Annotated in this window: 21 protein-coding genes and 1 riboswitch; of the genes, 13 read left to right on the top strand and 8 right to left on the bottom strand. The window is 73.2% G+C overall.

The window, feature by feature from the left end; genetic code table 11:
• Positions 1-12: 12 nt before the first annotated feature.
• The 4 genes from ftsR to A4V12_RS10500 all read left to right on the top strand — a co-directional run bounded on the left by ftsR (position 13) and on the right by A4V12_RS10500 (position 3953).
• On the top strand, positions 13-759 hold the full coding sequence (gene ftsR, locus A4V12_RS10515) for a transcriptional regulator FtsR (protein WP_064068994.1): 747 nt from the start codon (positions 13-15) through the stop codon (positions 757-759).
• 53 nt (positions 760-812) lie between these two features.
• A complete protein-coding gene (locus A4V12_RS10510) occupies positions 813-1286 on the top strand; it encodes a bifunctional nuclease family protein (RefSeq protein ID WP_004002801.1) in 474 nt (157 codons plus the stop codon).
• A 410-nt stretch (positions 1287-1696) separates the two neighbouring features.
• On the top strand, positions 1697-2302 hold the full coding sequence (locus A4V12_RS10505; protein ID WP_423548666.1) for a MerR family transcriptional regulator: 606 nt from the start codon (positions 1697-1699) through the stop codon (positions 2300-2302).
• A gap of 85 nt (positions 2303-2387) precedes the next feature.
• A complete protein-coding gene (locus tag A4V12_RS10500; protein WP_064068992.1) occupies positions 2388-3953 on the top strand; it encodes a DNA polymerase IV in 1566 nt (521 codons plus the stop codon).
• Here A4V12_RS10500 and A4V12_RS10495 read toward each other — a convergent pair.
• Complete coding sequence (locus A4V12_RS10495) at positions 3881-4246, bottom strand: PRC-barrel domain-containing protein (protein ID WP_064068991.1); 366 nt, start codon at positions 4244-4246, stop codon at positions 3881-3883. The two genes, A4V12_RS10500 and A4V12_RS10495, sit on opposite strands and share 73 nt — an antisense overlap.
• A gap of 113 nt (positions 4247-4359) precedes the next feature.
• Positions 4360-4459, top strand: a riboswitch (glycine riboswitch).
• A 182-nt stretch (positions 4460-4641) separates the two neighbouring features.
• On the opposite strand from A4V12_RS10495, the gene gcvP reads away from it, so the two are divergent.
• Positions 4642-7527 (top strand): aminomethyl-transferring glycine dehydrogenase, encoded by a 2886-nt coding sequence (gene gcvP / locus A4V12_RS10490; RefSeq protein WP_064068990.1) that lies wholly within the window; start codon positions 4642-4644, stop codon positions 7525-7527.
• Between the two features lie 169 nt (positions 7528-7696).
• Here the strand turns inward: gcvP and A4V12_RS10485 are convergent, their stop codons facing one another.
• Both A4V12_RS10485 and A4V12_RS10480 read right to left on the bottom strand, forming a co-directional pair.
• Positions 7697-7903 (bottom strand): DUF5999 family protein, encoded by a 207-nt coding sequence (locus A4V12_RS10485; RefSeq protein ID WP_064068989.1) that lies wholly within the window; start codon positions 7901-7903, stop codon positions 7697-7699.
• Between the two features lie 251 nt (positions 7904-8154).
• Positions 8155-8748 (bottom strand): hypothetical protein, encoded by a 594-nt coding sequence (locus A4V12_RS10480; RefSeq protein WP_064068988.1) that lies wholly within the window; start codon positions 8746-8748, stop codon positions 8155-8157.
• 526 nt (positions 8749-9274) lie between these two features.
• Here A4V12_RS10480 and A4V12_RS10475 point away from each other — a divergent pair.
• Both A4V12_RS10475 and A4V12_RS10470 read left to right on the top strand, forming a co-directional pair.
• Positions 9275-10801 carry a glutamate-cysteine ligase family protein gene (locus tag A4V12_RS10475; RefSeq protein ID WP_064068987.1) on the top strand — a complete coding sequence of 509 codons (1527 nt, stop codon included), beginning with the start codon at positions 9275-9277 and terminating at the stop codon, positions 10799-10801.
• 122 nt (positions 10802-10923) lie between these two features.
• Positions 10924-11703, top strand: a complete 780-nt coding sequence (locus A4V12_RS10470; protein WP_064068986.1) for a CPBP family intramembrane glutamic endopeptidase — start codon at positions 10924-10926, stop codon at positions 11701-11703.
• 108 nt (positions 11704-11811) lie between these two features.
• On the opposite strand, the gene A4V12_RS10465 is transcribed toward A4V12_RS10470, so the two are convergent.
• The gene (locus tag A4V12_RS10465) at positions 11812-12621 is read right to left on the bottom strand and encodes a PhzF family phenazine biosynthesis protein (RefSeq protein WP_064068985.1); all 810 of its coding nucleotides are present in this window, start codon (positions 12619-12621) and stop codon (positions 11812-11814) included.
• Between the two features lie 171 nt (positions 12622-12792).
• Here A4V12_RS10465 and A4V12_RS10460 point away from each other — a divergent pair, with 171 nt between their 5' ends.
• The 3 genes from A4V12_RS10460 to A4V12_RS10450 all read left to right on the top strand — a co-directional run bounded on the left by A4V12_RS10460 (position 12793) and on the right by A4V12_RS10450 (position 15997).
• Positions 12793-13404 (top strand): PadR family transcriptional regulator, encoded by a 612-nt coding sequence (locus A4V12_RS10460; protein ID WP_064068984.1) that lies wholly within the window; start codon positions 12793-12795, stop codon positions 13402-13404.
• A gap of 491 nt (positions 13405-13895) precedes the next feature.
• On the top strand, positions 13896-14879 hold the full coding sequence (locus A4V12_RS10455) for an EamA family transporter (RefSeq protein ID WP_064068983.1): 984 nt from the start codon (positions 13896-13898) through the stop codon (positions 14877-14879).
• 167 nt (positions 14880-15046) lie between these two features.
• Positions 15047-15997 carry a DMT family transporter gene (locus tag A4V12_RS10450; RefSeq protein WP_064068982.1) on the top strand — a complete coding sequence of 317 codons (951 nt, stop codon included), beginning with the start codon at positions 15047-15049 and terminating at the stop codon, positions 15995-15997.
• A 173-nt stretch (positions 15998-16170) separates the two neighbouring features.
• Here the strand turns inward: A4V12_RS10450 and A4V12_RS10445 are convergent, their stop codons facing one another.
• Positions 16171-16848 (bottom strand): pyridoxamine 5'-phosphate oxidase family protein, encoded by a 678-nt coding sequence (locus tag A4V12_RS10445; RefSeq protein WP_079136955.1) that lies wholly within the window; start codon positions 16846-16848, stop codon positions 16171-16173.
• A gap of 23 nt (positions 16849-16871) precedes the next feature.
• Between A4V12_RS10445 and A4V12_RS10440 the strand changes: the two genes are divergently transcribed.
• On the top strand, positions 16872-18206 hold the full coding sequence (locus A4V12_RS10440) for an aminotransferase class I/II-fold pyridoxal phosphate-dependent enzyme (protein WP_064068980.1): 1335 nt from the start codon (positions 16872-16874) through the stop codon (positions 18204-18206).
• Here A4V12_RS10440 and A4V12_RS10435 read toward each other — a convergent pair.
• Positions 18197-19246: a DMT family transporter gene (locus tag A4V12_RS10435; protein ID WP_199831257.1), complete on the bottom strand. Its 1050-nt coding sequence runs from the start codon at positions 19244-19246 to the stop codon at positions 18197-18199. The genes A4V12_RS10440 and A4V12_RS10435 overlap by 10 nt on opposite strands.
• A 74-nt stretch (positions 19247-19320) precedes the next feature.
• Between A4V12_RS10435 and A4V12_RS10430 the strand changes: the two genes are divergently transcribed.
• A complete protein-coding gene (locus tag A4V12_RS10430) occupies positions 19321-20226 on the top strand; it encodes a LysR family transcriptional regulator (protein WP_064068978.1) in 906 nt (301 codons plus the stop codon).
• Between the two features lie 33 nt (positions 20227-20259).
• Here A4V12_RS10430 and A4V12_RS10425 read toward each other — a convergent pair whose 3' ends face one another.
• Positions 20260-20721 carry a pyridoxamine 5'-phosphate oxidase family protein gene (locus A4V12_RS10425; RefSeq protein WP_064068977.1) on the bottom strand — a complete coding sequence of 154 codons (462 nt, stop codon included), beginning with the start codon at positions 20719-20721 and terminating at the stop codon, positions 20260-20262.
• A 71-nt stretch (positions 20722-20792) separates the two neighbouring features.
• Positions 20793-21773: a LysR family transcriptional regulator gene (locus A4V12_RS10420; RefSeq protein ID WP_064068976.1), complete on the bottom strand. Its 981-nt coding sequence runs from the start codon at positions 21771-21773 to the stop codon at positions 20793-20795.
• A 71-nt stretch (positions 21774-21844) separates the two neighbouring features.
• Between A4V12_RS10420 and A4V12_RS10415 the strand changes: the two genes are divergently transcribed.
• Positions 21845-22213 carry a nuclear transport factor 2 family protein gene (locus A4V12_RS10415; RefSeq protein WP_064068975.1) on the top strand — a complete coding sequence of 123 codons (369 nt, stop codon included), beginning with the start codon at positions 21845-21847 and terminating at the stop codon, positions 22211-22213.
• The last annotated feature ends 117 nt before the right edge of the window (positions 22214-22330 follow it).

Raw genomic sequence — 22330 nt, 5'->3', positions numbered from 1 at the left:
CAGGGGAGGCCCATGCTGCGAACCACGACGGGCGGTGCCGGCAACGGCACCGCCGGCGCCGAGCAGCTGGTGAGCATCGGGACGGTGCTCAACCAGCTGCGCGAGGAGTTCCCCGAGGTCACGATCTCCAAGATCCGGTTCCTGGAGGCGGAGGGGCTCGTCGAGCCGCAGAGGACGGCTTCCGGATACCGGAAGTTCAGTCCGCGTGATGTGGAGCGGCTGGCACGGATCCTGCGGATGCAGCGGGACCACTACCTGCCGCTGAAGGTGATCCGGGAGCATCTGGACGCGGTGGAGCGGGGCGAGCAGGTGGAGCTGCCGGCCGCCCCCGGGCCGCAGCGCGACCCCCTGGACGGCGATCCTTGGGACGCGGCGCAGGACCGCCCGACCGCCGCCAGGGTCGGCCGGGCGGAGCTGCTGGCCGCCGCGGGTGCCGGTGAGGACGAGCTGGCCGAGTGGGAGGCGTACGGCCTCGTCGTTCAGGGCGTGGACGGCGGGTACGACGCCGAGGCGGTGACCGTGGCGAAACTTGTCGCGGATCTGGGCAGATTCGGTCTGGAACCGCGGCACCTGCGGGCCGTGAAGGCGGCCGCCGAGCGGGAGGCGGGGCTGGTCGAACAGGTCGTCGCACCCCTGCGCAGGCACCGTAATCCGCAGACCAGGGCCCATGCCGAGGCGACCGCGAAGGAGCTGGCGGCACTGTCCGTACGGCTGCACGCGGCCCTGGTGCAGACGGCTCTCGGGATCCGTTTGCCCTGATCTTGACAGGGCCCGACTATCCAAACCGGTCCGGCACGTCCTAGGGTTGCAATGTGAACGAGCTCGATGTTGTCGGTGTCCGGGTGGAAATGCCGTCCAACCAGCCGATCGTGCTCCTGCGTGAAGTGGGAGGCGACCGGTACCTCCCGATCTGGATCGGTCCGGGGGAGGCGACGGCGATCGCCTTCGCCCAGCAGGGCATGGCTCCCGCCCGCCCGCTCACCCATGACCTTTTCAAGGACGTGCTCGAGGCCGTGGGCCAGGAGCTGACCGAGGTCCGGATCACGGACCTGCGGGAAGGGGTCTTCTACGCGGAGCTGGTCTTCGCCAGCGGTGTGGAGGTGAGCGCGCGGCCGTCCGACGCCATAGCGCTGGCGCTGCGCACCGGGACCCCGATCTACGGGAGCGACGGCGTGCTCGACGACGCCGGGATCGCCATTCCGGACGAGCAGGAGGACGAGGTGGAGAAGTTCCGCGAGTTCCTCGACCAGATCTCGCCCGAGGACTTCGGCACCAGCAGCCAGTGACGGCGGGTGGCCCGCAGCCGATGGAGAGCCGGCGGGCACGCCGCGCCGTCGGGCCTGTCCGTCCGGCCGCCCGCAGGGGCCGTGTGTGATCTGCCGCCCCCGGGCCCTTGGGCGTGACCTGCCGCTCCGGTTTCCGCTCCGGCGGTGGTCTTCGGGACGGCCGTCCGGACGCTGCCCCGCCCTCCCCGGAAGGGTGCTTCTCCGGGGGTGTTTCCGCCCATTCGGTCAGCCTTACCCGCTTTTGGGATACGGGAAACCACTCTCAGGGTGATTATCACTCGGCGTGCCGAGTGTGGCGATCGTTGACGCACCCCTGGCGACTGCCTACCGTCGAGATGGCAGGTCAAGGACGGAGGGTCGGCGTGATGAGCAGCGGCGACGGTGCGACTGGGGGCCTCCCCGGACGAAGTCTGGGGCAGGGGCCGTATCCGCTTCACGGGGGTGCGGCCGAACCGCTTCACGCGGGCGTGGCCGGCACGGGTGCCGACGCGGCGCAGGGGCACGGGACCGATCCGGAGACCGACACGATCGGCTACCGGGGGCCCACCGCCTGCGCGGCCGCGGGCATCACGTACCGGCAGCTCGACTACTGGGCGCGGACCGGACTGGTCGAGCCGAGCGTGCGGCCCGCCTACGGGTCCGGGACGCAGCGGCTGTACAGCTTCCGGGACGTGGTCGTCCTCAAGATCGTCAAGCGGTTCCTGGACACGGGCGTGGCACTGCAGAACATCCGCGCGGCGGTCCAGCACCTGCGGGCGCGGGGCTTCAGCGACCTCGAGCGGATGACGCTGATGAGCGACGGCGCGACGGTCTACGAGTGCTCGTCGCCCGACGAGGTCGTCGACCTGCTCCAGGGCGGCCAGGGGGTCTTCGGGATCGCCGTGGGCGTGGTGTGGCGGGACGTCGAGGCGGCGCTCTCGCAACTGCACGGGGAGCGCGTGGACACCGGTGAGACGCTCGTGCGGCACAACCCGTCGGACGAGCTGGCGCGCCGGAGGCGTGACCGGGCGGTATGACGGCCCGCCCCGTGGACGGGGCGGTGCGTGCGGGGCACATCGGCGTGCGGGGCGATTGTCAGTGGCGTAGGGCAGCATCGGTGATGTGAGATCCGCCCCGACCATCCTGCATCTGGACATGGATGCCTTCTTCGCGGCCGCCGAGCAGGCGGCGAAGCCGAGCCTGCGCGGGAAACCGGTGGTGGTCGGTGGGCTGGGGCCGCGCGGGGTCGTCGCCACCGCGTCGTACGAGGCCCGGCGTTTCGGGGTGCACTCGGCGATGCCGATGGCGCAGGCGCGGCGGCTGGCGCCCAACGCCGCGTATCTGGTGCCCCGCTTCTCGCTGTACCGGGCGGTGAGCGAGCAGGTCATGGAGCTGTTGCGGCGGCTGTCCCCGCTCGTGGAGCCGCTCAGCCTCGACGAGGCCTTCGTTGACCTGGAGGCCGGGGGCTCGGCGCGGGACGCGGCCACGGCGCGCGAGGCGGGTGAGCGGTTGCGCGCGGACATCCGCGCGGTCACGGGGCTCACCGGGTCGGTGGGGCTGGCCGGGTCCAAGATGATCGCGAAGATCGCTTCCGAGGAGGCCAAGCCGGACGGACTGGTCCTCATCGAGCCGGGCACGGAGCGGGAGCTGCTTGGGCCCAGGTCGGTGCGGATCCTGCCGGGGGTGGGTCCCGCCACGGGCGAGCATCTGCGGCGGGCCGGGATGACGACGGTGGCGGACCTGACCGGGGCGGGCGAGGACGAGCTCGTACGGCTGCTGGGGAAGGCGCACGGGGAGTCGCTGTACCGGATGGCCAGGGGGTACGACGACCGGCCGGTGGTCGCGGAGCGGGACGCCAAGTCGGTGTCCGTGGAGGACACCTTCGACGTGGACCTGCACGACCGGCTGCGGGTGCGGATCGAGGTGGAGCGCCTGGCCGAGCGGTGCGTCCAGCGGCTCCGGGGCGCGGGGCGGTCCGGGCGGACGGTGGTGCTGAAGGTGCGGCGCTACGACTTCTCGACGCTGACCCGGTCCGAGACGCTGCGGGGCCCGACGGACGACCCCGTGGTGGTGCGGGAGGCGGCGGCGCGGCTGCTGGAGGCGGTGGACACCACCGGCGGGGTGAGGTTGCTGGGCGTCGGTGTCACGGGCCTGGCCGACTACACGCAGGAGGACCTGTTCGCCCAGGCCGCGGCGGAACGGGCGGCCGCGGAGGCGGAGGCGGCCGAGGCGTCGGGAGCGGAGCCGGGCGGTGCGCACGGCGGGGACGGGGCGGAGGAGGAGCGCTCGCCCGGGGGCGCCGCCGTCGTACCGGCGGTTCCTGCCGGGGCCGGGGGCCCGGGGGGCACGGGGACCGGGGGAGCGGGTGCGCCGGACGGGCAGGCGGTGGCCGCGGCCGCCGGGCGGAGCGAGCCGGAGGGCGAGGAGCGGCGGTGGGCGGCCGGCCAGGACGTGCGGCACGCCGAGTACGGCGCCGGGTGGGTGCAGGGCAGCGGGCTGGGGCGGGTGACGGTGCGGTTCGAGGAGCCGTGGTCGGCGGCGCCCGGGCGGGTGCGGACGTTCCGCGCCGACGATCCGGAGCTGGAACCGTCCGATCCGCTGCCGCTGGTGGCGGGTCAGTCCTCCTGGCCGGCGAGCCTGCCGAAGTCCCGGTCCGAGGACGGGGGAGGCGGGAGCGCCAGACCGTAGTGGTGGTAGAGCTGGAGCTCCTGCTCGGGCGAGAGGTGGCGGCCGACTCCGAAGTCGGGGGCGTCCTTGATCAGGGCCCGGTCGAAGGGGACGTGCAGTCCGTCGTCCGCCACGTCGCTGGGCTCCAGGGGGACGAAGGCGTCGCGGCTGAACAGGCCCGTCCGGACGGCGGCCCACTCCGGTGCGCCCGTGGCGTCGTCCAGGTAGACCTCGTCGACGGTTCCGATCTTGTGGCCGTTGCGGTCGAAGGCCTTGCGGCCGATCAGGCTGCGCGGATCGATATCGGTCTGCACGGTCCCTCCATCTGCTCGCAACCGCTCTTAAGCACTACGAAAGTGCACATCGGTGACGTCGGCCACTCGAGGGATCGGTCGGGGACCGCGCTGGTAGGCTGGCAGACGGCCGCTGACCCCGTGCGGGAGAGTCCTCCGGAGAAACCTTTCGGAGGCGCCGAAGGAGCAAATCCTCCCCGGAATCTCTCAGGCACCCGGTACCGCACGGATGAGGTCACTCTGGAAAGCAGGGCGGGCGTCGGACGGCATCCGCTCTCACCGACGGTGAAAGCCGGTCCGTCCCGTTCTCGGGGAGGCCCGGTGAAGCTCTCAGGTTGAGATGACAGAGGGGGAGGCCGTCCGGGCACCCGCGCCGTGGTGCCCCTCGCAGGTCGTATCGACCAGGAGGCCTCCGCATGACCGCCAACCGCATTCCGCTCTCCGTACTCGAACAGGGCATCCCGTTCGAGCAGCGGCACATCGGGCCCGACGACGAGGCCCGCGCCAAGATGCTGGCGCAGGTCGGCTACGGATCGCTCGACGAGCTCACCGCCGCCGCGGTGCCGGACGTGATCAAGAGCGCCGGGGCCCTCGGTCTGCCCGACGCGCGCACCGAGGCCGAGGTCCTGGCCGAGCTCCGCTCGCTCGCCGACCGCAACCAGGTGCTCGCGCCGATGATCGGCCTCGGCTACTACGGCACCTTCACCCCGCCGGTCATCCTGCGCAACGTCATGGAGAACCCGGCCTGGTACACCGCGTACACGCCGTACCAGCCGGAGATCTCCCAGGGCCGCCTGGAGGCGCTGCTCAACTTCCAGACCATGGTCGCCGACCTGACCGGTCTGCCCACCTCCGGCGCCTCCCTGCTCGACGAGGGCACCGCCGCCGCCGAGGCCATGTCCCTGGCCCGCCGCGTCGGCAAGGTCAAGAACGGCGTCTTCCTGGTCGACGCCGACGCCCTGCCGCAGACCATCGCCGTCATCGAGACCCGCGCCGAGCCGACCGGCGTCGAGGTCGTCGTCGCCGACCTGAGCGAGGGCATCCCGGCCGAGGTCGCCGAGCGCGGTGTCTTCGGCGTGCTGCTGCAGTACCCCGGTGCCTCCGGTGCCGTCCGGGACATCAAGGCCGTCATCGACCAGGCGCACGAGCTGGGCGCGATCGTCACCGTCGCCGCCGACCTGCTGGCGCTCACCCTGCTCACCTCGCCCGGCGAGCTGGGCGCCGACATCGCGGTGGGCACCACCCAGCGCTTCGGCGTGCCGATGGGCTTCGGCGGCCCGCACGCCGGTTTCATGGCCGTGCGCGACACGTTCGCCCGCAGCCTGCCGGGCCGGCTCGTCGGCGTCTCCGTCGACGCGGACGGGAACAAGGCGTACCGCCTCGCCCTGCAGACCCGCGAGCAGCACATCCGCCGCGAGAAGGCCACCAGCAACATCTGCACCGCGCAGGTGCTGCTCGCCGTCATGGCCGGCATGTACGCCGTCTACCACGGCCCCGACGGCCTCCGGCAGATCGCCCGGCGCGTCCACCGCTACGCCGTCGTCCTCGCCGAGGGCCTGCGTGCCGGTGGCGTGGAGGTCGTCCACGACTCCTTCTTCGACACCGTGACCGTGCGCGTGCCCGGCAAGGCCGCCGAGGCCGTCGCCGCCGCCCGCGAGAACGGGGTGAACCTGCGCCTCGTCGACGCCGACCACGTCTCGGCCGCCTGCGACGAGACCACCGGCCGCGCCCAGATCGCCGCCGTGTGGGGCGCCTTCGGCGTGAGCGGCGACATCGAGGCGCTGGACGCCGGCACCGCCGACGTCCTGCCCGAGGCGCGCCTGCGCACCGACGCGTACCTCACGCACCCCGTCTTCCACGCCCACCGCTCCGAGACCGCGATGCTGCGCTACCTGCGCAAGCTCGCCGACCGCGACTACGCGCTGGACCGCGGCATGATCCCGCTCGGCTCCTGCACCATGAAGCTGAACGCGACCACCGAGATGGAGCCGGTGACGTGGCCGGAGTTCGGCCACATGCACCCCTTCGCGCCGGTCGACCAGGCGCAGGGCTACCTGACCCTGATCCGTGAGCTGGAGGAGCGCCTCGCCGAGGTCACCGGCTACGACAAGGTCTCCATCCAGCCCAACGCCGGTTCGCAGGGCGAGCTGGCCGGTCTGCTCGCCGTCCGCGCCTACCACCGCGCCAACGGCGACACCGGGCGCACGGTCTGCCTGATCCCCTCGTCCGCGCACGGGACCAACGCGGCCAGCGCCGTGATGGCCGGGATGAAGGTCGTGGTCGTCAAGACCGCCGACGACGGCGAGATCGACGTCGAGGACCTGCGCGCCAAGATCGAGCAGTACCACGACGAGCTGTCCGTCCTGATGATCACCTACCCGTCCACGCACGGTGTGTTCGAGGAGCACGTCGCCGACATCTGCGCGCAGGTCCACGAGGCCGGCGGTCAGGTGTACGTGGACGGCGCCAACCTCAACGCGCTGGTGGGGCTGGCCAAGCCCGGCCACTTCGGCGGCGACGTCTCGCACCTGAACCTGCACAAGACGTTCTGCATCCCGCACGGCGGCGGCGGCCCCGGCGTCGGTCCGGTCGGTGTGCGCGAGCACCTCGCCCCGTACCTGCCCAACCACCCCCTCCAGCCGAGCGCCGGCCCGGACACGGGCGTGGGCCCGATCTCGGCCGCTCCGTGGGGCTCGGCCGGCATCCTGCCGATCTCCTGGGCGTACGTCCGGCTGATGGGCGGCGAGGGCCTCAAGCGGGCCACGCAGGTGGCCGTCCTCGCGGCCAACTACATCGCCAAGCGCCTGGAGCCGCACTACCCGGTGCTCTACACCGGCCCGGCCGGGCTCGTCGCCCACGAGTGCATCGTGGACCTGCGCCCGATCTCCAAGGCGACCGGTGTCAGCGTCGACGACATCGCCAAGCGCCTGATCGACTACGGCTTCCACGCGCCGACCATGTCGTTCCCGGTGGCCGGCACGCTGATGATCGAGCCGACCGAGAGCGAGGACCTGGCCGAGCTGGACCGGTTCTGCGACACGATGATCGCGATCCGCGCGGAGGTCGAGAAGGTCGCGTCGGGCGAGTGGCCGGCGGACGACAACCCGCTGCGCAACGCCCCGCACACGGCCGCCGCGCTGGGCGGCGAGTGGTCGCACGCGTACAGCCGTGAGGAGGCGGTCTTCCCGGCCGGCGTCTCGGCCGCGGACAAGTACTGGCCGCCGGTGCGCCGCATCGACGGTGCGTTCGGCGACCGCAACCTGGTGTGCTCCTGCCCGCCGCTGGACGAGTACGACAACTGACGGTCATGGCGAAGGGCCGGTACGGAGGCGGACTCCGTACCGGCCCTTCGCCGTGCGGCGCGTGCGGTTCGTGCGGTGCGTTCGGATCGTGCAGGTGGTGCGGTGGCGCGGTGGTGCGTTTGGTGCGGGCGGTGCTCGTGGGGTGGTGCGGGTGGTTCTCCGCGGTGCCTCAGGCGGCCGTCGCTACCTTCGCGGCGCTCAGCGGCCGGTGCGGCGCGATGATCTGGCCGTCCGGCAGCAGTTCACCGGTGTCCTCGAAGAGCAGGACGCCGTTGCACAGCAGGCTCCAGCCCTGTTCCGGGTGGTGGGCCACCAGGCGGGCCGCCTCCCTGTCGGCGGAGTCGGCGGTCGGACAGGCTGGCTGGTGCTGGCACATGGGTCGGTTCTTTCGCTGCGGTGTGGTGTGTGTCCTGCGGCTCGATGCGGTGTTCATGGCCGCCCCCCGTTTTGTCGGTCGGTCCTTTCCCAGTGTTGCCCCACCGGCGTCAATCCGCAGGGATTTCGCGGCAGCGCTTCCTACTGCTTAATGACGTGTCACCCGCGCGGATGGTTCAGCTCAACCCCCCTGTCCCTTCGGGTGGTTCGGGATGGCCTTACCGGGCTAGTCCGAACGGACGGGGGCGGTCATCACGCCGTTGACTCCAGCAGCGGCGGCGGAACCAGCCGCAGCGTCAGCACCGGCAGCAGGTCGGCGACCCGGTACGGCAGGTGCGGGGCGATCCCGGGGGGCGCGGGGGCGAGCGGGACCAGGAGGTCCGCCGGGGCGGGCGCCCCGGTGGCCGGATCGGCTCCGGTGTCGCCGTGCAGCCAGAGCGTGAGCATGTACAGGTCGGGCACCGACAGCAGGCGCGGCTGGTAGCGGGTCCCCATCGACTCCGCCTGGCGCACCGCCCGCTCGGTGGAGGCGAGGTAGGGGCCCTCGAAGAAGTGGGAGAAGGCCCAGCCGTCCGGGGTGAGGACGGTGTCCGCCGCCGCCACCGGACGCTCGCCGCCGCGGATCAGGAACCGCCAGCCGGCCAGTCGGGTGCGCGGCCCGCCGGCGGGCGGGGCGACGGGGTCGCGGACGTCCAGCACGTGCAGGGGCAGCGGGAGTTCGGGGCTCAGCGGTCCCTGGACGGACCGGAGAGCGGGGGTGTGGGCCTCGCGGACGGCGGGGGAGCCGAGGGCCGCGAGGACACTGCGCAGGGCAGGCGCGGGGGCAGGGGACACGTGCAGCGGCATGGTGGGTCGCCTCTCAGTCAAGAGACAGGGTGATGCGGAGGAGGAGGTGCGGACAGCAGTGTCGGCGTCGGGGTCAGAGGGTGCCGGAGGGGGCCGGGTGGGCCGTGGCCGGACTCGACTCTCTGCCTCGTTCGCGGAGTTTATACGACGCGTGTTCACGCAATGTTTCCGCTAGCCGTCGGCGATATTACCGTCAAGGCGTAAACGCGTCTTTGAAATGCGGCGTTTCTGTGGATTTCCCGTGACCGCAGGCCTGCCGCCTGCGCCGCTGCCCGGATCGCGGTAGGCCGAATGGCGTCACCGTTCAGGCCGACGGAGTAGGCCGCTCCGGGCCGTCGTGACGACTCCCCGCCGCCGGTAACTGCCCGCTGCCCCATGCCTCCGGAATGTGCCGGACAAACAATGTATCCAGCCTACCGCCCAAGCCCTGTCCGCGCGGGCGTTACAGATCAGTCCGGCTGGGCATTATCGTCCGTGACGCGGGCGGACGACGCCGCGCGCCGCCCACTCGAGGAGGGACGCTTCGATGGGGGAGAAGATCGCGGCAGGTGGTTTCGACCTGTCCGATCGGCAGAGGTACCGCAGGAAACTCCAGGAGTGCCTGACGGGACTTGAGCGACTCCTTGCCGACAAGAGGTTCGACCGGCCACGGAATCTCGTGGGTCTGGAGATCGAGCTGAATCTGGCGGGTGCCGACGGCATGCCGCGGATGATGAATGCCGAAGTGCTGGAACGCATCGCGAGCCGGGATTTCCAGACGGAACTGGGAATGTTCAACCTGGAAGTCAACATCGCCCCGCACCGGCTCGGCGGGCGGGTCTTCGACCAGCTCGCCGAGGAACTGCGGACGGGCCTCGCGTACGCGCACCGCAAGGCGCAGGAGGTCGATGCCGGCATTGTGATGATCGGTATTCTGCCGACGCTCTCGCAGGACGACCTGGTGTCCGGGAACCTCTCGGACGTCGACCGTTACCGGCTGCTCAACGACGAGATCGTGACCGCGCGCGGCGAGGACTTCACCCTCGACATCGAGGGGGTGGAGCGGCTCAGCTGCACGGCGAGCTCCATCGTCCCCGAGGCGGCGTGCACCTCGGTGCAGCTCCACCTCCAGGTGACGCCCGAGCGGTTCGCCGACGTGTGGAACGCCGCGCAGGCCGTCGCGGCCGTCCAGATCGCGGTGGGTGCCAACGCGCCCTTCCTCTTCGGCCGCGAGCTGTGGCGCGAGTCCCGGCCGCCCCTGTTCACCCAGGCCACGGACACCCGCCCGCCGGAACTGCAGGCGCAGGGGGTGCGGCCGCGCACCTGGTTCGGGGAGCGGTGGATCTCCTCGGCGTACGAGCTCTTCGAGGAGAACGTCCGGTACTTCCCCGCCCTGCTGCCGATCTGCGACGACGAGGAGCCGCTGCGCGTCATCGACGAGGGCGGGGTCCCGAATCTGCAGGAGCTCGCCCTGCACAACGGCACCGTCTACCGCTGGAACCGGCCGGTGTACGGCGTGGTGGACGGCGTGCCGCACCTGCGCGTCGAGAACCGGGTGCTGCCGGCCGGGCCCACCATCGACGACGTCCTCGCCAATGCCGCGTTCTACTACGGCCTGGTCCGCGCCCTCGCCGAGGAGCCCCGGCCCGTGTGGAAGCGGCTCTCGTTCGAGGACGCCGCCGCCAACTTCGACGCCGCCTGCCGGTACGGCATCGATGCGGAGCTGCGCTGGCCCCGGCCGGGGCGGGGCGGCGGGGTCACCACGGTGCCGGCGGTGAAGCTGGTCCGGGACGAACTGCTGCCGCTCGCCGCCGCGGGCCTCGACGCCTGGGGCGTGGAGCGCTCCGACCGCAAGCGGTACCTGGGCATCGTCGAGGAGCGGTGCAAGCGCCGGGTGAACGGCGCGTCCTGGCAGGTGGAGACGTTCCACCGGGCGCTGGAGGCGGGGCTCGGCCGGGAGGCGGCGCTGGCCGCGACGACCCGTCAGTACTGCCGGCTGATGCGGCAGGGGAATCCCGTGCACACCTGGCCGGTCGGCTTCCCCGGGCACCCGGGGGCGCACCTGGAGGGCTGAGCGGGCGCCGGGGCGCCGGGGCGCCGGGAGCGGGGGCGGGTCGGCCCCGGCTGGGTACGCGGTGCGGTCGTCGGGCAAGCTGTGACACCCATGGCGGTCGACCGAGGCAGGTGTGCGCGTACGTGGCTGGATCTCTTCCCGCTCAGGGCGTGGAGGTGCGGACCCTGCGGTCCGAGACGCTGATCGTCCTGGCGCTCTCCCTCGGAGCGAGCGGGGTCTCGGCGCTGATCAGCTTCATCGGTTCGCTGACGAAGCCGGGCGGCCTGAAGGAGCAGGCGGCGACGCTCAACGGCTCGTACGCCCCCGGGCGCCCCTGGCTCGACCTGGCCTGGCAGCTCTTCGGGATCGCCAGCGCGCTGGTGCCCGTCGTGCTGGTGGCGCACCTGCTGATGCGGGAGGGCGCCGGGATGCGGGCGATCGGGTTCGACCGCACCAGGCCGTGGCCGGATCTGGGGCGCGGGGCGCTGGTGGCCGCCGGCATCGGCAGCGCGGGCCTCGCGTTCTACCTGGCCGCGCGGGCCGGCGGGGCGAACCTCACGGTGGTGCCCGAGGCGCTGCCCGATGTGTGGTGGAAGTACCCGGTACTGATCCTGTCGGCGGTGCAGAACTCCGTGCTGGAGGAGGTCATCGTCGTCGGGTACCTGCTGCGGCGGCTGGACCAGTTGGGGTGGAGCCCCGTGGCGGCGCTGATGGCGAGCTCGGTGCTGCGCGGTTCGTACCACCTGTACCAGGGCATCGGCGGGTTCATCGGCAACATGGTGATGGGCGCGGTCTTCGTGCTGCTGTACCGGCGGTGGGGGCGGGTCGGGCCCCTGGTCGTGGCGCACGCGCTGCTCGACATCGTGGCGTTCGTCGGCTACGCGCTGCTCGCGGGCCGGGTGGGGTGGCTGCCCACGGCGTGAGGCGGTCATAAAGTCGGCGGTCACGCCGAAGGGGGCGTACGGAACCTTCCGTACGCCCCATCGGCGTGACTGCCGTCGCGACGTCGTGCCGCCGAGCCGCCGTCCCGGTCAGGCCAGCAGATCCCCCTCGATGACCGTCACGGCGCGGCCGGTCAGGAGCGTCCGCTCACCGAGCAGCGTCGTCCGCACCAGACCGGTGCGGACGCCGCCCTGCAGGCCGGTCAGCTCGGTGCGGCCGAGGCGGGCCGACCAGAAGGGGGCGAGCGCGGTGTGCGCGCTGCCCGTCACCGGGTCCTCGTCGATGCCGAGGGCCGGGAAGAAGCAGCGGGAGACGAAGTCGTAGTCGCGCCCCGGGTGCTCCGCGGCGGCGGTGGTGATGATGCCGCGCTCCGACATGGAGGCCAGGGCCGCGAGGTCGGGCGCGAGGGACCGCACCGACTGCTCGTCGGGCAACTCGACCAGGAGGTCCCCGATGTGCGCGGCGGTGTCGTGGACGCCGAGCACCTCGGCGCCGAGCGCCTTGGCGAGTCCCTCGGGCGCGGGGACGGCCTCCAGTGTGGAAGTGGGGAAGTCCATGGTGAGGGAGCCGTCGTCGGCGGCGGTGGCGGAGAGGATCCCGCACCGCGCCGTGAAGCGGACGGTGCCGGTCGCGCGGCCGGTGGTGTGGAGGACGTGCGCGGTGGCGAGTGTGGCGTGGCCGCACATGTCGACCTCGGCGACCGGTGTGAACCAGCGCAGTGCCCAGTCGGCCCCGCCGCCCGGGGGCAGCGGGTGGGCGAAGGCCGTCTCGGAGAGGTTGACCTCCGCGGCGACCTTCTGGAGCCAGTGGTCGTCCGGGAAGGCGTCCAGCAGCACGACCCCGGCCGGGTTTCCGGAGAAGGGGCGGTCGGTGAAGGCGTCGACGATTCGAATCCGCATGAGCCGACCGTAGGGGCGGGGCCACCGCCGTGACCAAGGCCAATCGCGGCCGGGTGGACCGATCCGGGCCGGCGGGTCTTCCGGGACTTGTTCGGCGAACGGTTCCGATATATCGTTGATGCATCGCGACCGATCAAAGATGTCCTTACGATGACGAAGGGGGCGTGCGACATGCGTACGCAGAGGAACTGTGGTCCCGGCCGTCGCGGCTGGGGCGGCGAGCGCCCGGGTGACTTCGAGGGGCGGCGGGGCGCCTTCGGCCCGTTCGGCCCCGGGTTCGGCGGCGGCCCGTTCGCGGGCGGCCCCTTCGGTGGCGGGCGGGGCCGGGGCGGCGGCCGGGGCCGGGCGCGGCGCGGTGATGTCCGCGCCTCGATCCTCGCGCTGCTGAAGGACCGCCCGATGCACGGCTACGAGATGATCCAGGAGATCGCCGAACGCACCGACGGCGCCTGGCGTCCCAGCCCGGGCTCGGTCTACCCGACCCTTCAGCTGCTGGAGGACGAGGGGCTCATCGCCAGCCGGAGCGAGGGCGGCAAGAAGCTGTTCACGCTCACCGACGGCGGGCGCACGGAGGCCGAGGCGGTGGCCGACGCCCCGTGGGAGGACGCCGGGCACGGTGTCGACCGGGAGGCCCTGCACGAGGTGCGGCAGGCCGGCTTCGGTCTGCTGGAGGCGTTCGGGCAGGTCTGGAAGACGGGGGACGCCGACCAGCGGCAGAAGGCTCTCGCCGTCATCAACGACGCCCGCAAGAAGCTCTACCTCATCCTCGCCGACGAGCACTGACGCGTCGCCGGCCGGGCGCTGGCCGAACGCCGCCCGAACACCGCCCCGGGCCCCGCTGTACGCACCGCGGGGCCCGGGGCCGTCACTGAGTCGGGGGTGTCGGGGAGCGGACGGGCGTCCGGCGTGTTTGGGGGTGGTGGGCGGCGGGCGGTGTCCGGGAGTGGCCGGTGGCGGGCTGAGGCGATGCGTGCGCGTCCGTGCGCGGTGTGCCGGTGCGCGGTGCGGCAGCGAGGCGGGTGCCGGCGGGGCGGCGTCGGCTGCGGTGGGACCGCTGAGGAGCGTGCCGGTGGCGTCGCGTCGGTTCCGGTCGGACCTCGCCCGGGCGCGTGCCGCCGCCGCGGTCGGACGCGCGCACAAGCGCGCCCCTCCCGCAACGCTGACGGACCGTCATGTCCCGGCCGGGCCGGCCGGGTGACGCCCGGCGTCGCCGAGTCGTCTCAACAGGTGTCACGGGCTTTACGCTCCTGACGGGCCCCTGCCATGATGTGCCGATGCACGCGTCTCAGGGGAGAAGCGCCGGCCTGGGACTCGCCCTGGCCTCGGCGTTCGCATTCGGTGGATCAGGCGTCGCGGCGAAGCCGCTGATCGAGGCGGGGCTCGACCCGCTGCACGTGGTGTGGCTGCGGGTGACCGGCGCCGCGCTCGTCATGCTGCCCGTGGCATGGCGGCACCGCGCCCTGCTGCGCCGCAAACCGGCCCTGCTCGCCGGTTTCGGCCTCCTCGCGGTCGCCGGTGTCCAGGCCTGCTACTTCGCGGCGATCTCCCGCATCCCCGTCGGCGTCGCCCTGCTCGTCGAGTACCTGGCCCCCGCGCTGGTGCTCGGGTGGGTGCGCTTCGTGCAGCGGCGGCCCGTGACGCGCGCCGCCGGGGTCGGGGTGGTCCTCGCCGTCGGAGGGCTCGCCTGCGTCGTGGAGGTGTGGTCCGGGCTGAGCTTCGACCTCCTCGGGCTGGTCCTCGCACTGGGTGCGGCCTGCTGCCAGGTCGGCTACTTCGTCCTGTCCGACCAGGGCAGCGACGAGGCCGACCCGGTCGACCCGCTGGGTGTCATCGCCTACGGCCTGCTCATCGGCTCCCTCGTGCTCACCGCCGTGGCGCGCCCCTGGACCATGGACGGATCGGTGCTCGCCGGCACCGCCGACATGGGCGGAACGACCGCTCCGGCGTGGCTGCTGCTCGGCTGGATCGTGCTGATCGCCACCGTCCTGGCGTACGTCACCGGGGTCATCGCCGTCCGAAGGCTCTCCCCGCAGGTGGCCGGCGTGGTGGCCTGCCTCGAAGCGGTCATCGCGACCGTACTGGCCTGGGTGCTGCTCGACGAGCACCTGTCCGGGCCGCAGATCCTGGGCGGTGCGGTGGTCCTGGTGGGCGCCTTCATCGCCCAGTCGTCGACGCCCAGGGCGCCGGCGGGCCCGGTGGCCGGATCGGAGCAGGTGCCCGCCGAGGGCGAGTTGTCGGCCGGGCGCGCCGCCCCGTAAGGTCGCGACCATGCATGCGACCGTACTTCCGCCGCCCGCCGCGTAACGCGGGCGGCACCACCGACTCCTGACGCAGACCGGCCCGGGCAGTCCCCGGGTGGCTCGTCGCTGCCCGCGTGCGCAGTCGAACGGCCCCTCATCCGTCTGTTGCCGTACGGAGAAGTCACGTGTCGCACATCTCCGCTGTGCCCGTCGGGCGCAGCCTCTTCTACCTGATCGTCGCCGGGGTCGCCTGGGGAACCGCCGGGGCGGCGGCCTCACTGGTGTTCCTGGTCAGCGATCTCGGCCCCCTGGCCCTGTCGTTCTGGCGCTGCGTCGGCGGCCTGGTGCTGCTCCTCGGCGTACTGGCGGTGCGCCGTCGCCGCGTCGCGCGGACGGTCGAGTCCGGCCGGCGGAGGGCGCTGCGCGTCCTCGGTACGGGCACCGGGCTCGCCCTCTTCCAGAGCGCCTACTTCGCCGCCGTCGAGGCGACCGGCCTCGCGGTCGCCACGGTCGTCACCCTGGGCGCCGGGCCCGTCCTCATCGCGCTCGGCGCACGGCTCACCATGGGCGAGCGGCTGGGGCGGGGCGGGGCCGTCGCGGTCGCGGGCGCCCTGGCCGGGCTCGTCGTGCTGGTACTCGGCGGCGGCGGTGTCGCCGTACGGCCCGCCGGGGTGGCCCTGGCGGTGCTGTCGGCCGCCGGGTACGCCGGGATCACCCTGCTGACGCGGTGGCTCGGGAGGGACGGCGGAGGCGGTGACGCGCTGGCCACGAGCACCTGGGCCTTCGCGGTCGGCGCCGTCGGACTGCTGCCGATGGCCGCCTCCGAAGGGCTGGTCCCGCACACCGCCGAACTGGCGAAGGTGGTGGGGCTGCTGGTGTACGTGGCGGCCGTGCCGACCGCGCTCGCGTACGCGCTGTACTTCGCCGGCGCGGCCGTGGTGCGCGCCGCGACCGTCTCCGTGATCATGCTGCTGGAGCCGGTGAGCGCGGCCGTCATCGCGGTCACGGTGCTCGGCGAGCGGCTGACCGGGGCGACGGTGCTCGGGACGCTGCTGCTGCTCACGGCCGTCGTCGGGCTGGCCGCCGCGGAGGCGCGGGGTGCGGTGGGCAGGCGGCGGGCGGAGGCGCCGGCCTGATCCCGGGTGCCCGCCGGACCCGGAGGCCTGCCGGCGGTCGTCCCCGCGGGGCGTCGTATCCGGGGCGTGCCGGCGGTCGTCCCCGCGGGGCGTCGTATCCGGGGCCTGCCGGCGGTCGTCTCCGGGGGCTCGTCGTATCCGGGGTGTGCGGGCGCCGGTGCCGGGTGCGGCTGTCAGAGGGCGGTGACGTATCCCGGAACGGGGGTCGACGGCCCCAGGTCCGAGGCGGGGACCGGGGTGCCGTAGGCCGTCCTCACCGGTACGACCCCGGCCCAGTGCGGAAGCCCGAGGTCCTCCGGCTCGTCGTGGGGGCCGCCGGTCCTGAGCTTGGCGGACACCTCGTCCAGGTCCAGGCGCAGGACGGCGGTCGCGGCCAGCTCCTTGGCGTCGGCGGGACGCGAGTCGGCGGAGCGGCCGGGGACGACGTGGTCGACGAGGGCGTCGAGCGCGGTGCGCTTCTCGTCGGGGTCGGTCACCTGGTGGGCGATGCCGTGGACGACGACCGAGCGGTAGTTGATGGAGTGGTGGAAGGCGGATCGGGCCAGCACCAGCCCGTCGACGTGGGTGACGGTCAGGCAGACCGGCAGGCCCGGGTCCGCCTGGCCCGCCATGCGCAGCGGGCGGGAGCCGGTGGACCCGTGCACGTACAGACGCTCGCCCACGCGGCCGTAGAGGGTGGGCAGCACGACCGGCGCGCCGTCCCGGACGAAGCCGAGGTGGCAGACGTACGCCTCGTCGAGTATCGCGTGCACCAGGTCCCGGTCGTAGGCGGCGCGGTCCCGGGAGCGGGTCGGCACGGTGCGGTCGGTGGGCTGGTAGGCGGTCTCGGTCCCCGGCATTGCGCTCTCCATTGCACTAGTGCATAATCTGGTTTGTGCTAGGAGAGTATCGGATCGTCGGGCGTCGCGCATCGGAGATCGCCGCGAGCGTCGAGCGGGGAGTGGGCTCCGGGGAGCTGGAGCCGGGCCAACTGCTGCCCCCCATGCGGGAGTTGGCGGCCTCGCTGGGGGTCAACCCCAACACGGTCGCGGCTGCGTACCGCACCCTGCGCGAGCGCGGGGTGATCGAGACGGCCGGGCGCAGAGGCAGCCGGGTGCGGCCGCGCCCCGCGACGACCGCGCGCGGCTCCCTCCGGATCGACGCCCCCGCGGGCGTACGCGACCTGGGGGAGGGCAACCCCGACCCGGCCCTGCTGCCCCCGCTCGGCGACGCGCTGGCGGCCGCCGCCCGGCACGAGGCCGCCGAGCCCGGGCTCTACGGGCAGGCCCCGGTGGACGAGGACTTCGCCCGGCTCGCCCGCGCGGCGCTGGACGCCGACGGCGTGCCGGACGGGCCGGTCGCCGTCACGTCCGGATCGCTGGACGCCATCGAGCGGGTGCTCTCCGCCCATCTGAGGCCCGGTGACGCCGTGGCGGTCGAGGACCCCGGCTGGGCCGCCCTCCTCGACCTGGTGCCGGCGCTCGGGCTGAGGCCCGTGCCGGTCGCCCTCGACGACGACGGCCCGCTGCCCGGGGAGGTCCAGCGGGCGGTGCGCGACGCCGGGGCGCGGGCCCTGATCGTGACCGACCGGGCGCAGAACCCGACCGGGGCGGCGGTGGGCGCCGCGCGGGCCGCGGAGCTGCGGAGGGTGCTGGCCGCGCACCCGGGCGTGCTGCTCATCGAGGACGACCACGGGCACGGGTTCGTGGACGCGCCGCTGCATCCGCTCGCGGGCGTGACCGACCACTGGGCGCTGGTGCGTTCGGTCGCCAAGGCGTACGGGCCCGATCTGCGGGTCGCGGTGCTGACCGGCGACGCGGTCACCGTCGACCGGGTGCTGGGCCGGCAGAACCTCGGGCCCGGCTGGGTGAGCCGTCTGCTGCAGCGTGCCGTCGTGCACCTGTGGCGGACCGGCGCGGTGGACGCGCGGGCCGTGGCGGCGGCGTACGCACTGCGGCGGGACGCGCTGGTGGCGGCCCTGGCGCGGCGGGGCGTCGCGGCGCACGGGCGCAGCGGCATGAACGTCTGGGTGCCGGTGGCCGACGAGACCGGGACGGTGACCCGCCTGCTCCAGGCCGGGTGGGCGGTGGCGCCGGGGGCCCGGTTCCGGCTGGCGGCCGGACCGGGCGTACGGATCACCGTCTCGGGCCTGCCACCCGCGGACCTGGAGCCGCTCGCCGACGCGGTCGCGGCGGCGGTGGGGCCGGTGGAGGGGCGCAGCTACGGCTGACGGGACCCGCCGGACCTCGGGCGGCTCTGCGTGAGGGCCGCCCCGGCCAGCACGACCAGTGCCCCGACCGGGGTGTTCCACGTCAGTGCCTCGCCGAGGAGCGTGACCCCGGCGGCGGTGGCGATGACCGGGATGAAGTACGTGACCATCTGGCCGGTCGTCGGGCCGACCTCGGCGACGATCCCGTACTGGATCAGAACCGCCAGGCCGGTGCCCAGCGCCCCGAGCGCGACGACCGCGAGCAGCGGCACGACCGGGAAGGCGGCCGGCCACGTGGTGAACAGCGGGGTGACAACGGCCAGTTGCAGCGTGGCCAGGAAGAGCTGCGCCCCGGTGAGCGACAGGTGCGACTCGCTGCGGCCCGCGAGCGTGCGGCGGACGTAGATCCAGCCGACGGGGTAGCTGAGCGAGGCCAGCAGCGCCATCGCGGTGCCCCTGGCGTCCAGGCCGGAGAAGCCCTGCCACGCCCCGAGCACGGTCAGGACGCCGAGGAAGCCGATGCCGAGCCCCGCCACGCGGCGGCGCGTCGGGCGGTCCTCGGACAGTGCGACCATCGACAGGACCATGCCCCACAGCGGGGAGGTGGCGTTGCAGATGCCGGCCAGCGTCGAGGGGATGGTGAGCTCGGCGTACGCGAACAGCGAGAACGGCAGGGCGTTGAGGAAGAACGCCGCCACCGCGAGGTGTCCCCAGGTGCGGGCGCCGCGCGGCGGCTTCGCGCGCTGCACCGCCATGGCGACGGCGAGCACCGCCGTGCCGAACAACAGGCGGCCGAAGGTCACCTGGAAGGGAGCGTAGGCCGTGGTGCCCACCTTGATGAGGAGGAAGCTGAAGCCCCAGACCAGGGAGAGCACGGCGAAGCGGACACGCCAGTCGACCGCGCGGCGGCGCGCGGGCGGCGCGGTCGTCGTGGCGGCGGCGCCGGGACCGGGCGCGACGGGCGCGACGGGCGAGGCGGGTGACGGAGGGGAGGCCGATGGGGCGGGGGACGCGGGGGACGCGGGGGACGACGGGTCGGACGGTGCGGTCGCGGTGCTCATGACGACCACCTTGGCCCGCCGTACGTCGTAGAACAAGCGAGAATTCCTGACGCCATTCGCTTAGCATTGCTTACATGTTGAACCTGGAGCGCCTGCGCACCCTTGACGCCCTCGCCCGCCACGGCTCGGTGAGCGGTGCGGCGGAGGGTCTGCACGTGACGACCTCGGCGGTCTCCCAGCAGCTCGCCAAACTGGAGCGGGAGGTCGGCCAGCAGCTCGTCGCCAAGAACGGGCGCGGCGTGCGGCTGACCGACGCGGGGCTGCTGCTGGCCGACCACGCGGCGCGGATCCTGTCCCAGGTGGAGCTGGCGCAGGCGGACATCGAGGCCCAGCGCGGCCAGGTGGTGGGCGAGGTCCGGCTGGCCGGGTTCCCCACGGCGGCGCGTGGGCTCTTCCCCGCCGCCATCACCGCGCTGCGGGAGGACCACCCCGATCTGGTCGTCCGCACCAGCGAACTGGAGCCCGAGCACGGCGTCCGCAAGGTGATGCGCGGCGACATGGACCTCGCGGTCGTGCTCGACTGGAGCAACAAGCGGCTCCCCGTGCCTGCCGGGCTGGCCAGGGCGGAGCTGCTCGACGACGCCGCCGACGTGGCCCTGCCGGCGGACCACCCGCTCGCCGGGCGCGCGGAGCTGGACCTGGAGGAGCTGGCCGACGAGGACTGGGTGTCCTGGCCGGAGGGCGAGTTCTGCTACGAGTGGCTGATGTTCACCCTGCGCTCCCAGGGCGTCGAGCCGCGCATCGCGCACCTCGCCGGGGAGCACCACACGCAGCTGGCGCTCATCCGGGCGGGCCTCGGCGTCTGCGTCACGCCCCGCCTCGGGCGCGGAGCCGTCCCGGAGGGCGTCGCCCTCGTGCCCGTACGCCACCAGATGCGGCGGCACATCTACGCGGTGTGGCGGGCGGACGCCGACCGGCGGCCGTCGATCAGGGCGGTGGTGGAGGCGCTGCGCGAGGCGGGGAAGGCAGCCGGCAGCTGACGGGCCCGAGGCGGCTCGGGGAGGCTCGGCCGGTCAGGGCAGCTTGCGGAAGTCCCAGGAGACGACCGCGTCCGGGATCAGGCGCAGCCACGCGTGGCGTCCGTCGTGCGGCATCGCGTCGGTGCCGAAGTACTTGCGGGCGAACAGCGCCTCCACCGGCTCCAGTTCGGGGCACGGCTCGCCCGAGCGCGGCGCTTCCCCCGCCGTGACCGCCGTGCCGGACAACTCCACGCCCCGCAGCTCGCCGTACTCCTCCCCGTCGTCGACCACGACCGCGATGCGCGGGTCGCGACGCAGGTCCGCCCAGCGCCGGCTGCGCGTCAGGGAGTACAGCCACAACGACGTCCCGTCCCAGGCGAACCACAGGGCGCCGACGTGCGGCCGGCCGTCGGGCGACACGGTCGCCACCCGGCAGGTCCGCTGCCCGGTGAGGTACGCGTCGAGCTCCGGCCCGGACATCATGATGCGCCGGCCCCGCCGCTGGGCGACCGCCATGGAACCCCTCCTCCTGATGCGCTGCCAGGAATCATGGGCGCTGCCCCCGCCCGGCGCAACGGTCCGCAAGGTCATGGCTTGTCCGTGGGACGGGACACCGCCTGCCCGCCGAACGCTCGCCCCGCGTGGCCCGGCTCACCGGGTCGCGCTCCGACGGAAGGATTCGGCGTGCGTACCTGGGCGGCTCGCAGAGCGTCGAGGAGCCTGGTGCGCAGGAGCTCTACGGCGGGGGAGTGCCGGCCTCGGCGGGTGATGAGTCCGAGCCGGGCGTGCGTGGCGGCGTCGGTGAGCGGAACGGTCCGCAGGCCGGTGCCCTGTGCGGAGGAGGCGCTGAGAACGGCGGCGCCGGCACCGCGCTCGGCGAGGCGGAGCAGGGTGTCCGGGGAACTGGCGTCGATGTCCACGCGCGGGGCGAGGCCGGCCCTGTGGCAGGAGTCCTCGTAGGCGGCACGGATGCCGGTGCCCGGGGAGAGGCAGAGGATCTTCTCCCCCCGGAGGTCGGCGAGGCGCAGCTCCCTCCCGTCGAGAGGGTGCCCGGCCGGGACGACGGTGATGATCGGCTCGTCGATCACGACGCCCACCTCCAGGCCCGGGGCGACATCGCCGGCGTAACCGATCAGGGCCAGGTCGAGGGAGCCGGAGAGGACTTGGGTCTGGAGGCCGTCGGAGTAGCCCTCGTGAAGGCTGAGCTCGATGCCGGGGTGGGTGCGTCCGAGGTCGGCGACGGTGTCGAGGAAAGCCGGGATCGAGCAGCCCATGATCATGCCGAGACGGACCCGGCCGCGGACGGCATCGGCGAACTCGGCGGCGGTGTGCCGGATGGCCTCGAACGTGGCGAGGGCGTTCTTCGCGAGAGGGAGAACGGCCTCGCCGACCGGGGTGAGGCGGACCCGACGCCCGGAGCGGTCGAGCAGCTGCTGGCCCAGTTCCTGCTCCAGCTTGGCCACTTGGGTGCTGATGCCGGACTGGCTGACGTGCAGGCGATGGGCGGCGGCGGTGAAGGTGCCCTCGTCCATGACCGCGGCGAAGTAGCGCAGCTGGTGTATCTCCATATTCAGTGATGATAGAAGCCATCTCCACTATCTGTTGGACGGATGGAGCGGGCCGACCGGAGGATGGAGGCATGACCAGGACGAAGACTGCGCGAGAGCTTGCCGAGACCTACTTCACCGCCTGGGAGGAGGGCGACTTCGCAGTTCTGCGGGGGGTGCTGGCCGAGGATGTCGACTTCGTCGGAGCGCTGGGAACGGCGTCGGGGATTGAGGAGGCGCTCGCCGGGTTGAAGGGGCTCGGTCGGGTGCTGGAGAAGATCGACGTGAAGGTGCGCGTGGCGGAGGGCGATGAGGTGATCACCTGGTTCGACCTGCACACCAGCGTTGCGCCGCCTGCACCGACGGCGAACTGGATGCATGTGGAGGACGGGAAGGTCACCCGGATCCGGGTGACCTTCGACCCCCGCGGACTGCTGGCGGGATTCGAGAGGCGGAACTGACCGACGGGGACGACTCGGACACCACGTCGATCAGAGCCGTCACCGCCTGGCTCCGTCCGCGAGAACGGACAGCGGAGGTTCACCACTTGGGGAGGCACTGGAGCCCGCCGAGGATTC

The sequence above is a fragment of the Streptomyces noursei genome (assembly GCF_001646665.1).
GTDB classification, from domain to species: Bacteria; Actinomycetota; Actinomycetes; order Streptomycetales; family Streptomycetaceae; genus Streptomyces; species Streptomyces lavendulocolor.
The sequence above is the reverse complement of the archived record's forward strand: the minus strand, read 5'-3'. Positions and strand labels throughout refer to the sequence as shown.

What these genes read in the sequence shown, in the direction of transcription:
- ftsR (WP_064068994.1), top strand. Translation starts at nt 13, where the DNA reads ATGCTGCGAACCACGACGGGCGGTGCCGGCAACGGCACCGCCGGCGCC.
- A4V12_RS10485 (WP_064068989.1), bottom strand. Translation starts at nt 7,903, where the DNA reads ATGTGCCAGCACCAGCCAGCCTGTCCGACCGCCGACTCCGCCGACAGG.
- A4V12_RS10480 (WP_064068988.1), bottom strand. Translation starts at nt 8,748, where the DNA reads ATGCCGCTGCACGTGTCCCCTGCCCCCGCGCCTGCCCTGCGCAGTGTC.
- A4V12_RS10465 (WP_064068985.1), bottom strand. Translation starts at nt 12,621, where the DNA reads ATGCGGATTCGAATCGTCGACGCCTTCACCGACCGCCCCTTCTCCGGA.
- A4V12_RS10455 (WP_064068983.1), top strand. Translation starts at nt 13,896, where the DNA reads ATGCACGCGTCTCAGGGGAGAAGCGCCGGCCTGGGACTCGCCCTGGCC.
- A4V12_RS10425 (WP_064068977.1), bottom strand. Translation starts at nt 20,721, where the DNA reads ATGGCGGTCGCCCAGCGGCGGGGCCGGCGCATCATGATGTCCGGGCCG.
- A4V12_RS10460 (WP_064068984.1), top strand. Translation starts at nt 12,793, where the DNA reads ATGCGTACGCAGAGGAACTGTGGTCCCGGCCGTCGCGGCTGGGGCGGC.
- A4V12_RS10420 (WP_064068976.1), bottom strand. Translation starts at nt 21,773, where the DNA reads ATGGAGATACACCAGCTGCGCTACTTCGCCGCGGTCATGGACGAGGGC.
- A4V12_RS10475 (WP_064068987.1), top strand. Translation starts at nt 9,275, where the DNA reads ATGGGGGAGAAGATCGCGGCAGGTGGTTTCGACCTGTCCGATCGGCAG.
- A4V12_RS10435 (WP_199831257.1), bottom strand. Translation starts at nt 19,246, where the DNA reads ATGAGCACCGCGACCGCACCGTCCGACCCGTCGTCCCCCGCGTCCCCC.
- A4V12_RS10445 (WP_079136955.1), bottom strand. Translation starts at nt 16,848, where the DNA reads ATGGAGAGCGCAATGCCGGGGACCGAGACCGCCTACCAGCCCACCGAC.
- A4V12_RS10430 (WP_064068978.1), top strand. Translation starts at nt 19,321, where the DNA reads ATGTTGAACCTGGAGCGCCTGCGCACCCTTGACGCCCTCGCCCGCCAC.
- gcvP (WP_064068990.1), top strand. Translation starts at nt 4,642, where the DNA reads ATGACCGCCAACCGCATTCCGCTCTCCGTACTCGAACAGGGCATCCCG.
- A4V12_RS10415 (WP_064068975.1), top strand. Translation starts at nt 21,845, where the DNA reads ATGACCAGGACGAAGACTGCGCGAGAGCTTGCCGAGACCTACTTCACC.